The 11,434-nt window shown below is 77.2% G+C and carries 7 protein-coding genes; 3 read left to right on the top strand and 4 right to left on the bottom strand.

Annotation, left to right across the window (positions count from 1 at the left end):
* Window positions 1-7: 7 nt before the first annotated feature.
* The 3 genes from DEF28_RS22815 to DEF28_RS22800 all read right to left on the bottom strand — a co-directional run bounded on the left by DEF28_RS22815 (window position 8) and on the right by DEF28_RS22800 (window position 5,269).
* Window positions 8-613: a TetR/AcrR family transcriptional regulator gene (locus DEF28_RS22815; RefSeq protein WP_158562903.1), complete on the bottom strand. Its 606-nt coding sequence runs from the start codon at window positions 611-613 to the stop codon at window positions 8-10.
* Between the two features lie 934 nt (window positions 614-1,547).
* Window positions 1,548-2,309 carry an SWIM zinc finger family protein gene (locus DEF28_RS22805; protein ID WP_114399990.1) on the bottom strand — a complete coding sequence of 254 codons (762 nt, stop codon included), beginning with the start codon at window positions 2,307-2,309 and terminating at the stop codon, window positions 1,548-1,550.
* Complete coding sequence (locus tag DEF28_RS22800) at window positions 2,306-5,269, bottom strand: DEAD/DEAH box helicase (RefSeq protein WP_114399993.1); 2,964 nt, start codon at window positions 5,267-5,269, stop codon at window positions 2,306-2,308. Before DEF28_RS22800 ends, DEF28_RS22805 begins: the two co-directional genes overlap by 4 nt.
* Before the next feature lie 84 nt (window positions 5,270-5,353).
* Here DEF28_RS22800 and DEF28_RS22795 point away from each other — a divergent pair, with 84 nt between their 5' ends.
* The gene (locus tag DEF28_RS22795) at window positions 5,354-5,833 is read left to right on the top strand and encodes a TetR family transcriptional regulator (RefSeq protein WP_114399989.1); all 480 of its coding nucleotides are present in this window, start codon (window positions 5,354-5,356) and stop codon (window positions 5,831-5,833) included.
* Window positions 5,834-6,189: 356 nt separating this feature from the next.
* Here the strand turns inward: DEF28_RS22795 and erm are convergent, their stop codons facing one another.
* Window positions 6,190-6,951, bottom strand: a complete 762-nt coding sequence (erm, locus tag DEF28_RS22790) for an ErmE/ErmH/ErmO/ErmR family 23S rRNA (adenine(2058)-N(6))-methyltransferase (protein WP_199493462.1) — start codon at window positions 6,949-6,951, stop codon at window positions 6,190-6,192.
* Between the two features lie 487 nt (window positions 6,952-7,438).
* On the opposite strand from erm, the gene DEF28_RS22780 reads away from it, so the two are divergent.
* Both DEF28_RS22780 and DEF28_RS22775 read left to right on the top strand, forming a co-directional pair.
* A complete protein-coding gene (locus tag DEF28_RS22780; RefSeq protein ID WP_114399986.1) occupies window positions 7,439-8,668 on the top strand; it encodes a DUF5685 family protein in 1,230 nt (409 codons plus the stop codon).
* A gap of 524 nt (window positions 8,669-9,192) precedes the next feature.
* Window positions 9,193-10,695, top strand: coding sequence for an alpha/beta hydrolase (locus DEF28_RS22775; RefSeq protein ID WP_233515491.1), 1,503 nt, complete (start codon window positions 9,193-9,195; stop codon window positions 10,693-10,695).
* Window positions 10,696-11,434: the final 739 nt, after the last annotated feature.

Raw genomic sequence — 11,434 nt, 5'->3', positions numbered from 1 at the left:
GGTCCCGTCAGGACCCCCCGCGCCGGCCCCACGCGCGCCGGAACGCCTCCAGCACGAGCGGCAGCGGCTCCCGGTCGCAGGCCCGCAGGTCCGCGGCGAACAGCACCACCCCCGCGCAGTCGTCCAGCAGCGAGTTGGCCAGCCAGCGGCACGGCAGCGCCGGATCCAGCAGGCCGGCCTCCTGCGCCCGCCCCATCGCCCGCGCGAGTACGTCCAGGCAGTCGGTGTAGTCGGGGTTCAGCCGGCCGCCCACACTGATGTCGAGCCCGGGGCCGTTGATCAGCACCGGGTAGGCGTCCACCGCCGCGAGACCGGCCGCCACCGCGCGTGCCAGCAGCTCCTCCGCCGGGCAGCGGTCCAGGCCGGCGTCCGCGAACACCCGGCGGGCCCCGGCGAACGAGGTGCGGTACACCTCGGCCACCAGGTGCTCGCGGGTGTGGAAGTGCCGGTAGACCGTGGTCCGGCCCAGCCCGGTGGCCAGCGTGAGCTCCTCCATGCTGGCGCCCGGATGCTCCGCGAGGAGGGCGGTGGCCGCGGCGATGATCCGCTCGTGGTTGCGCCAGGCGTCGGCACGCAGCGCCCTGGGGGCGTTCTTCGCTGGCTCGCCGGTCATGCGCTCCATGATCGCACGGAGGTTCCCGCCACGCGCCTCGGCCGGCGCCGGCCCCGGCGGGAGCGGCGCGGAGGCTGCGGTGCGCGTCGGCACCGGGGGCCCGGGGGGCGGCCGAGGCGGAGCTGCCCCGCCCCCGGCGTCGGCGAAGGAGGCGGCGGGCATCCTCCGCGCTCCGCGTCAGCGGGAGGCCGGGTAGCTCCGCCGCGGAGCACCCGCAGATCGCCGCCGGGGGAGCGGTGTGCTGTCGGCGGCGGCGGTCGGCGTCCGTGCGGGGGCGCCGACCAGTCGGCCGTCCCGGAGCGCGGTGTCCAGTGCGGGAGCCGGATGGCGGGGAGGCGCCAGGGGGATCCGCGGAGCGTGTGCCCGGTATGGCGGTTCGGGGCGGCCTGGGGGCGCGGCGCCCGGATGAGGCTCCTCGATCCCCTGCCGGAGCCGGCCGGGTTACGGCGCCACCCGGCCGGCTCCGGTGTCGCGTCACGGGCCCTGCGGACGGGCACGCGCCCCGGGGCGCCCGGCTGGCGGCCCGGCGGGGCATCCTCGTCTGCGGTGATCCGTCCGCGATGTCGCCGACCGCGATGGTCAGTACCTCCAGAGCGTGTCTGACAGGAAGGGGCTCGGACGGAACAACCGGACAACCGGTGTGGCGGGACCGGTGAGTCGCCCGAAGTGGCCTGGACACGGGTCGGGCCTGTTGCCGCCCCCGGCCCGTGGCCGTGGCCGGCGCTGGCATGGCCACCGCCAGGTGACCAACGGATCCTCGGGCGTGCGCGCCCGCCGGCACGCGGCTGGAGCCCGGAAGGCGGGGGTGCTGGAAGAAGCGGTCGGGCAGGGAAGGGGGCCGCCGGGCCGGGCCGGCGCTGGCTCGGCGCAGGAGCGGGCTCGCCGCGAAGACGCCGAGCGGCCCCGCGGTCCGCTGCGGCGGCGCCCGCGGCGGTCACTCCCCGTCCGGGGCCGCCCCGGTCAGCCGCTCGTACAGCGGCAGCAGCTCCGCCACGAGCGCCGCGGGCTCGCCGTCCGCCTCGTGCAGCGCCCACACCGGAGCTCCCGCCGGTTCGGGCGGGGGCGGGAGCGGCACCGGGGTCCAGAAATCCGCGGCGGCCGGCTCGGCGGGATCCGGGCAGGCGGGCGGCGCGACGTCGGCGGGCGCGGCGGGGCTGTCCGGGCCGCCGCGGCGGGTGCCGGCGTGCCGGCGCAGCTCGGCCAGGAAGGCGCTCTTCTCCCGGCCCCGCCAGGCCAGCAGCAGGAACGGGTCGCCGTCCAGCGCGTCCGCCAGCGCGTACAGGGTGGCCGCGACGTGCGCGCACGGCTGGTCCCAGCCCGGGCAGGAGCAGGTGGCCACCACGTCGGACAGCCCGCGCGGCAGCAGCGGCAGGCCGAGCCGGTCGAACACCAGCTCGACCTCCGGCGGCAGTTCCCCCGCGAGCAGCCGCGCCCGGAACAGCGGCTGGCTGGCCAGCGCCGCGGCCGCCGTCGACCACTGGGCCGCGTCCAGCTCGACCGTGATGAGGCTCACCCGGTACGGGCCGCCCCCCGGGCCCCGGACCCGCGCGGTGACCTCGCCCGGCCGGACCCGCAGCTCGGTGACGGCTCCGGCCCGCGCGTAGCCGCGCCCGCGCGCCAGCCGGCCGCGCTCGGCGTCCCCCTCCAGCACCGCGGCGAACCGGCGCGCCCAACCGGCGGATCGCGCCCCGCTCATCCGGCCACCGCCTCGGGGGCCAGCCGCAGCACCTCGCGTAGGTCCGCGGTCGACAGCTCGGTCAGCCACTCCTCCCCGGTGCCCACCACCCTGCCGGCCAGCGCCCGCTTGCGTTCGATCATCTCGTCCACCCGCTCCTCCAGGGTCCCCACGCAGATGAGCTTGCGCACCTGGACGTCGCGCCGCTGGCCGATGCGGAACGCCCGGTCGGTGGCCTGATCCTCCACGGCGGGGTTCCACCACCGGTCGATGTGCACCACGTGGTTGGCCGCGGTGAGGTTCAGGCCGGTCCCGGCCGCCTTCAACGACAGCAGGAACACCATCGGCTCGCCCGACTCCTGGAACCGGCGCGTCATCTCCTCGCGCCGGGGGCGCGGGGTGCCGCCGTGCAGCCACAGCACCTCGCGGCCGAGCCGCGCCGCCAGGTACGGCGCCAACCGGTCCCCGAACGCCGTGTACTGGGTGAAGCACAGCGCCCGGTCGCCCCGCGCGAGCGCCTCGGCGAGCAGCCCCTCCAGCCGGTCCAGCTTGCCGGACCGCCCGGCCAGCGCGGAGCCGTCGCCGAGGAACTGCGCCGGATGGTTGCAGATCTGCTTGAGCCGCGCCATGGTGGCCAGCACCAGCCCCTTGCGCTGGATCCCGTCCACGTCGTCGATCCGCTCGGTCATGTCGTCCACGGCCGCCCGGTACAGCTGGGCCTGCTCCGGCGTGAGCGTGCACCACGTCCGCATCTCCTGCTTCTCCGGGAGGTCGGAGATGATCGAGCGGTCGGTCTTGAGGCGGCGCAGGATGAACGGGCCGGTCAGCCGGCGCAGCAGCGCCGCCCCGGCCCGGCCGTCCGGGCTGTCGGCGTCGCGCTCGACCCGGTCGGCGATGCCCCGCCGGAACGCCGCGGCCGGCCCCAGCAGGCCGGGGTTGGCGAACTCCATGATCGACCACAGCTCGTCGAGGTTGTTCTCCACCGGCGTCCCGGTCAGCGCGATCCGAGCCTTCGCCGGCAGCGCGCGCACCGCCCGGGTCTGGCGGGCGTCGCTGTTCTTGACGGCCTGCGCCTCGTCGCAGACGACGCGGTGCCAGGGCATCGCCGCCAGCTCGTCGGCGTCGCGCAGCACCACGCCGTACGTGGTGACGACGAGGTCGGCCTCGCCCAGCAGCCGGGCCAGCGCGTTGCCGTGCGGGCGCTCCGGCCCGTGGTGGACGTGCACCCGCAGCTTCGGGGCGAACTTCGCCGCCTCCCGCTGCCAGTTGCCCACCAGCGACACCGGGCAGACCAGCAGGGTCGGGCCGGGGGAGCCGCCACCACGCTCGTCGGCGAGCAGCGCCAGCAGCTGCACGGTCTTGCCGAGCCCCATGTCGTCGGCCAGGATCGCGCCCAGCCCCAGGCCGCCGAGGAAGCGCAGCCACGCGGCGCCGCGCTCCTGGTAGGGGCGCAGGGTCCCGGCGAAGCCGTCCGGGGTCCGCATGGGGGCGAGCCGCCGCTCGGCCGTGCCGCTGAGCAGCGCACCCAGGTCCCCGTCGGCGTCCACCTCCGCCACCGGCACCCCCGGGGCGGCCTCCGCGGCGGCCGCCATCCGCACCGCCTCCTCCCGGCGCGCCCGGCCGCGCCCGCGGCGCCGCAGGAAGTCCAGCGCGGCGCGCACATGGGCCGGGTCGGCCCGCACCCACCGGCCGCGCAGCCGCACCAGCGGCTGCTTCAGCCGGGCGAGCTCCGCCAGCTCGGCGACGTCCAGGGAGGTGCCGCCCAGCACCGCCTCGAAGGAGAAGTCCACCAGGTCCTCGGCGCCGATCCCCGAGCCGCCGCCCGCCGCGGCACGCTCCCGCACGGTGAGCTTCAGGCCGAGCGCGGCGGCGCCGGCCGCCCAGTGCGGCAGCACCACGTCGACCCCGGCGTCCGCCAGCCGCGGCGCGACGTCGCGGACGAACGCGTACGCGCCGCCGGTCCCCATGCTGATCCCCTCGGGGGCGAGGTCGCGCAGCGCGCCGCGCACCGCCGGGTAGTGCCGGGCGGCGCGGTTCAGCTCGCGCAGCACCGTCTCCTCCACGTCGTCGGGCAGCCACGCCGCGCCCGAGCCCAGCCACAGCTCGCGCAGCGGGATCTGCAGGCTCGGGTCGCTGCCGGAGCGCACCCAGAACTCCACCCGCCACACCTCGGCCGTACCGGGCTCCTCGGCGGGCTCCGGCTCGCGGAGCCGCACCACCAACCGGGCGCGTCCGCGCGCCTGGTGCGCCTGCCGGTACCAGTCGCGCAGGCGGCGGCCGGGTTCGGGATCCCGGGCGGCGGGCGGCACCGCGCGGTCCAGCCGGCCGGCGAGCGGTCCCAGCCGGCCGCGCACGTCGGCGTCCAGCAGCGCGCCCAGCGCTTCGAACACCAGCCGGCCCGCCCAGCCGGACTCCTCCTCCGCCACATGGGCGCAGGCCGCCGGCGGGAGGGCGGCGACCAGCGCCGCGAAGTGGCGGGCGTCGGCGCCGGTCAGCACCGGGCGCCACCGCGGCGGGCCGCCGTCGCCCACGGGGACGGGCAGCAGCCGGCCCGCTGAGGCCAGCCGCCCGGCAAACCGCCGAACCGCGACCAGGTGCCGCAGGCCGGCGCCGAGCACCGGCCCGCCGGCGTCCGCCTCCGCGCCCAGCGCCGCCAGCAGCCCCGCGGCCTCGGGCGCGGCGACCACCAGCGCGGGGACGTACCACTCGCGCAGCTCGACCGCGCCGGCCGGCCCGCCGCCCAGCTCGGGTGAGGGGAGCGGTTGGCCGGCGCTGGCGGGCAGCCGCAGCCGCAGCGTCCGCTCGGCGGCCGTGCCGGCCCCGGAGCCGCCCGCCGCCGCGACGGCCGCGCGCAGCGCCGCACCGGGAGCGGCGAACGGGTGCGACGACGCGTCCGGCCCGGGTCCGCGCGCCGCCGCACCGGAGTCCTCCGCCCAGACCGCGACCCCGTCCCCGGCCCACACGCCGTGCAGTACCAGCACCCCGACTCCCGTCACCCGCAGCTCCGCCGAACGCGCTCCAGTATCGCCGCCTCCGCCGACACGCAGGGCGGCCCGGTGGCCGGCGTGGTCGAGCGCACCGTCGGCGACCACGCCGCGACGGCCGCCGCCCCTCGCCGCGGGGCCGGCCGGACGGCTTCGGCCGCTGTCCTCGAACGCGGCTTCGAGGCGACGGCCGCCGACGGCGTCTGCGCGGCCGCCGAGATCTCCCGCAGCACCTTGTCCCGGTGCCTCCTCTCCAAGCGGGACGCGCTCTTCGGCGAGATGGCCGACAGCGGCGAGCGCCTGCGCGACGACCCCGCAGCCCGACCCGGGGGCGAAGCTCTCCGGGGCGCCATGCGGCACGCGCTCGATCCCCTGATCGAGGGGTACGAGGCCCGCGACGAGCGCACTCGGCGCCGCACCCGCCCCGTCACGAACACATCGCCGCCTGCCGCCCGGCACCGGGAGAAGAACGCCCGATGGCAAGAACTCCCGCGGCCCGAGATCGCACGCCGCCTCGGGGCCGACCCCGCCGAGATTCCGACCCGCGCGCCCACGCCGTGATCGCCGCCGCCCTCGGATGCGTCGAGGCGGCCCTGACCGCGGGGGCCTCCAACGCCCGGGGCGCTGTCGCTCGCCCTGGCCTGGCCGCGACGGGGCCGGGGGCGGATCCCGCAGAGCATGCCGCCGGGCTCGCCGCGCACGCGCCGGGGCCCCGCCGCCAGCGGCGGGCCGGACCGCCCGCGACGGCGGGGCCCCACCCCGCTGGCGCCAGCGGCATCCCATGTCCAGCTGGATACCGCCGGAGGGCTTCCCGCCGGTGGAGGGGAGCGGGGGACGTCCGCCCCCCGATGCCCGCAGCCGACGAGCGCGCGGCGGAGCCGGCGGCACCCGCTCACGCGGACGCCGCCCCGGCGCAACTATGTGCGGTCGATCCCGTGCAGCACCGCGAACAGCGTCACCCAGGCGTCAGGGCGCACGTGGGCGACCACCGCCTCCCGTGGCAGCCCGGCCGAGCGGAACGCCACCCCGAGGCGGTCGGTGCGGTACTCCCGGCGCAGCGACGCGTGCAGCGAGCCGCCGACGCCGGTGAAGCCCAGGTCCACCAGCCGCCGGTAGGCCGCCAGCGACCCCGCTGGCAGCAGCGGCACCCGGCGGCGGCGCAGCCGCAGGATGGCGGAGTCGGTGCGCGGGACGGGATGGAACCGGTCCCGGGGGACGCGGCCCGCCATCGTCCACTCCACGCCCGGCCAGGTGCGCACCGTCAGCCGGCTCCAGCGCCCGAACCCGCCGGTGCGCTTGCGCGCGTACTCCAGCTGGGTGAGCAGGGTCGCCGACGTGAGGCTGGGCGCGCGCAGGCACCAGTCCACGATCCCGGCGGTGATCGCGTAGGGGATGTTGCCGACGACCGCGAAGGGCTCGCGGGGCGGAGTCGCGGCGAGGAAGTCCCCTCCGACGATCCGCACGTCGCCGCGGTCGCGGAAGCGCGCCGCCAGGCGGGCGGCGAACCTCGGATCGATCTCGTAGCCGACGAGTCGCCCGCAGGTCGCGGCGAGCGGCCGGGTCAGCATGCCCTCCCCGGCCCCCACCTCGACCACGAGGTCAGCGGGGCCGACACCGGAGACGCGTACCACGCGGCGGGCCACCGCGGGGTCGGTGAGGAAGTTCTGCGAAAGTCGCATTCGGGCGCGGGCGCGCCCGTTTCGGCGGTCGGAAGCCACGGCGATGTCCGATTCCAGCCGCCCGGAGGGGCGGCGGACAGCGGGCGGACGGCGCGGGGCGGCACACCAAGCAGCGCCGCGGTGCGGCGAGGACAACGGTGAAGAAGAGTGCGCGTCCGCCCGGATGGTCATGGAGACGCATCTGGACCCGGATCGCGTGGGACGGCGGACCGACGTCGGTCAGCTCCGCGCGCGCCCCCTCCGCTCCGGGTTCCCGGAGCGCCAGCGGGGACGGCTGACGGCGAAAGCGCCCCACCGGGCCCACCCGGAGCCGGTGATCGCGCAGGATGCCGCCGCAGCGGCCGAGGAAGCACACATCGCGGCGGCAGCTTAACGGGGGGCCCGCGCGGCCGGCAAAGGATTTTCGCCACCGGCCGGAACCGGGCGTCGCCGCCCCGCATCGAAGCAGCGTTCCCGCCCGCGACCACCCCTGGAGAACGCAGCAGACGTGTTCGGAATCCTCCGCCCCTGCCGGCACACCCTGCCCGGCGACCTCGCGACGGCCTGGATCTCCCACCTGTGCGGGATGTGCCTCGCACTGCGCGACGACCACGGCCAGCTGGCCCGCGTCGCCACCAACTACGACGGCCTCGTCGTCTCCGCCCTCGTCGCCGCCCAGGGCGCCCCCGGCGCCGGCACCCGCGCGGCCGGCCCCTGCCCGCTGCGCGGGATGCGGCGCGCCGAGGTCGCCCGCGGGGACGGCGCCCGGCTGGCGGCCACGGTCTCGCTGGCGCTCGCCTCGGCGAAGGTCGCGGACCACGTCGAGGACCGCGACCGCGGGTACGCGGCCCCGGCGGTGCGCGGGGCCGCTCGGCGGGTGGCCGACCGGTGGGCGCGCGGCGCCGGGCGGTCCGGCGCGGAGCTGGGCCTGGACGGGGGAGCGCTGCTGGCGGTGGTCGAGCGGCAGCGCGCGGCCGAGGCCGCGACCGGGCCGGGCGGCGACATCCGCGCCGTCACCGAGCCGACCGAGCTGGCCACCGCGCGGGCGTTCGCGCACACCGCGGTCCTCGCCGGGCGGCCGGGCAACGAGGCTCCGCTGGCGGAGGCCGGCCGGCTGTTCGGCCGCATCGCGCACCTGCTGGACGCCGTCGAGGACCAGCGGGCCGACGCGGCGAGCGGCGCGTGGAACCCCGTCGCCGCCACCGGCACGCCGGTGCGTCAGGTGCGGAGGCTCTGCGACGACGCGGTCCTGGGCGTCCGGCTCGCACTCGACGAGGCCGAGTTCACCGACGACCGGCTGGTGCGCGCGCTACTGGCGGAGGAGCTGCCCCGCGCGGTCCGGCGCACCTTCACCGCGGCCGGCCACCCGGCCGGCGACGCCTCCCCGCCGCACCCGGGAGCCCCGGGACCGGCCGGGGGAGCCGGCCGGCGCCGCTCCCGGCGGGCGGAGCAGGACCAGGGCGGCTGCTGCTGCACCTGCAACTGCGAGACCCCCAGGATCCACCGGCCGCCCCGGCGCCGCGGCCCGGTCGCCGGTTGCGCCGTCGCGGTGTTCATGTGCTGCACGTGCCAGTTCTGCTGCCGCGACCCCCATCCGGGGCCGTGGTCGGGGAAGCCGCACGAGGGGTGGTGCGACCCCGTCGCGGAGATGTGCGACGCGTGCGGCCAGACCTGCGACGGCTGCTGCTCCTGCGCCAGGTGCTGCCGGTCGTGCGAGTGCTGCGACTGCGGAGTCTGAGACGGCGCGCGAGTGCGCGTCGGGGGCCGGTTCGGCGTCGACTGGGTTGCCGGACCAGGAGCACGAGGAGCAGGAGCGGGACGCCTCCTCGGAGACCCGCGAGCGGAGCGACGGCGTCCGCGACCAGCTCGACCGCGTTCCCGGTCCGGGGATAGCGGACCCGCCAGGCAGCGGGGCTGGGGACGGCGCGGTCCTGCCGCGACCCGCCTCGACGGGCGCCGACCTGACTTCTGTCATGCCCCGGCTCTGCGGAGCGCGGAGGAAACCGGTGATCCGTGACACTCGGTCACGAGTCCGCCGCGGATTAGGTTCGGGGCATGCACCCCAATGACAACCGTTTCCCCTCCGTTCCCGGCTCCGCGGCCGCTGCCGCCCCCTCACCCGGTGACGGCCACCGGCGTCTCATACCTCCCCCAAGGGCTCGGCGTGCGGCCGTGGACGGGCGGGCAGCGTTGAGGCCGATACAGGCGAGGGCGGACGTGCGGCGAAGGCGTAGAACGGGGCGGAACCGGACCGCGGCGGCGGTGATCGGCCTCCTCGGGCCGCTGCTCGCGGTACCGGCCGCGGCCGACGACCGAGGCGGAGAGCCGGCGGTGCGGGTGGAGTGGGGCACCTGCCCCGAGGACGTGGCGGCCACGGCACCCGAGTTGGAGTGCGGCCTGGTGCCGGTGCCCCTGGACTACGCCGATCCCGGGGGCACGGAGATCGAGATCATGGTGTCCCGGCTGGCCAGCACGGATCCGGACGCGCGGCGCGGCGTGCTGCTGCTGAACCCCGGCGGCCCGGGCGGTTCGGGGCTGACGATGCCGGCCGACCTCGTCTCCCTGGGCCTGCCCGCCGACGTCTCGGACAGCTACCACCTCATCGGTATGGACACCCGCGGCGTCGGGTACTCCTCGCCGGTGAACTGCGGCTTCACCACCGACTACCGCGGCAACATCCCGCCTTACGCGGTCGACGACGCGGCCGTGGCCGAGCACGCCGGGGTCGCCGAGGCCGCCGCCGACCTGTGCGCGGACAACGACACCGACGGGCGACTGCGCCACCTGACGACGGCGAACACGGCCCGCGACCTGGACCGGATCCGCGCCGCGCTGGGCGAGCGGAAGGCCAGTTTCTACGGGGCGTCCTACGGCACGGCGCTGGGCGCCGCCTACGCGTCGATGTTCCCCGGCCGCGCCGACCGGATCGTGCTGGACAGCAACATCGGCGACACCCACCTCGACCACGACGGGATGCGCAGGTACGGCCTGGGCGCCGAAGAGACCTTCCCGGACTTCGCGCGATGGGCCGCCGAGCGCCACGGCGAGTATGGTCTGGGCGCCTCGCCGGAGGAGGTGCGCGGCACCTACTTCGAGCTCGCCGAGCGGCTCGACGAGAGCCCGGTGGAGACGGGCGAGGGGCTGGTCGACGGCGCCCTCTTCCGGCTGGCGACCTTCGCGGGCCTCTACAGCGAGAGACTCTACGCCCAGACGGCGGAGGTCTGGCGGTCGCTTCTCGACTCCGACGCGGCGGCGGCCGCGGACCTGCTGGGCGGGAGCCCGCCCGCCGGCCTCGCGGGGCCCGGCGCCCAGCCGGCGGCGGGCGCCGAGCCGTCGCCGTTCGACAACGCCTGGTCGGTGTTCCTCGCCGTCACCTGCAACGACGTGGAGTGGCCCGAGGACGTCGACACCTACCGGCGCAGCGTCGCCGAGGACCGGGAGCGGTACCCGGTCTACGGTGCCGCCAGCGCCAACATCATGCCGTGCGCCTACTGGGCGCATGAGCCGGCCGAGCCGCCCGTGGAGATCGTCGACGACGGGCCCGCCAACGTCCTGATCCTGCAGAACCAGCGCGACCCGGTCACGCCGCACCTGGGCGGGGAGATGCTCGACGACGAATTCGGGCAGCGGTCCCGGCTGGTGAGCGTCGACGGCAGCGGGCACGGTGTCTACGTCTACGGCGACAACGCGTGCGCGCAGGAGGTGACCACGGCCTTCCTGGTCGAGGGCGACCTGCCGGCGCGGGACGTGTCCTGCCCGGCCTGAGCGGCCCCTGGCCTGCGGCGCGGCAGCGGCGCCCAGCGGTACGGGTCCCTGCGCGCCCCCGTCCGGGCGAGCGCGCAGGGACCCGTCGCCGGGTCTGACCTCCCGCACGGGACCTCGCTGCTCCGCGACCGGACCCGCGGCGGGTGTCGCCTGACCGGGCCGCCGGCGTTCGAGGGCGCCTGTGGGCGTTCAGACGAACGCCGCGGCCGGGAGCGGCGGCTCCGGGGCGAAGCTCCCGGCGGCGAGCCGGTGGACGATCCGCTCGCGGGCGTCGAACTCCTTCGCATGGGCCTTCTCTCGGTGAGCAGCGTCTGTGGGCCAGCCTACGAGTTCCCCCCCCGCGCATGCGGCGGTAGGCGCCGGCGGCGAGTCTTCGCCCTCGGCGCCGCCAGCCGGGGCGGCGGCCGCCCCTCCGGACAGGTCGTTTCCACCTTGTGGAGTCCGGCCGCGAAGCGGAGCCGGAAGGGCGTTGCGATCTGCGCGGGGGCCGCCGAGGTCCCGGCTGCTCGACGGGTGGGCGGCCGCACGGCGGCCGGTCTCCCCGCCGGTCTACTGAAAATCTACGCCGTAAAGGCGACTGTAATTTTCAAGGAAACATCCAGACAACAGCAGAGTCGTGCGGCTACGCCGCACCTCCCTCCACAACCCCGGCGCCCTGGGCGTTCCAGCCCCGCCGCGGAACTTCCCGGGTCCGGGCTGAGAGGGGGATTAGGGCAGGCTGGAGGGGCGGGGGCCGGAC

Source organism: Marinitenerispora sediminis (assembly GCF_003336425.1).
In the GTDB taxonomy this organism is placed as follows: Bacteria; Actinomycetota; Actinomycetes; order Streptosporangiales; family Streptosporangiaceae; genus Marinitenerispora; species Marinitenerispora sediminis.
Note: the sequence above shows the minus strand (reverse complement) of the source record. Positions and strands in the feature narration are given on the sequence as shown.

Excerpts from the sequence above, each read along its gene's own strand:
- DEF28_RS22805 (WP_114399990.1), bottom strand. The coding sequence starts at position 2,309 with ATGAGCGGGGCGCGATCCGCCGGTTGGGCGCGCCGGTTCGCCGCGGTG.
- erm (WP_199493462.1), bottom strand. The coding sequence starts at position 6,951 with ATGCGACTTTCGCAGAACTTCCTCACCGACCCCGCGGTGGCCCGCCGC.
- DEF28_RS22815 (WP_158562903.1), bottom strand. The coding sequence starts at position 613 with ATGACCGGCGAGCCAGCGAAGAACGCCCCCAGGGCGCTGCGTGCCGAC.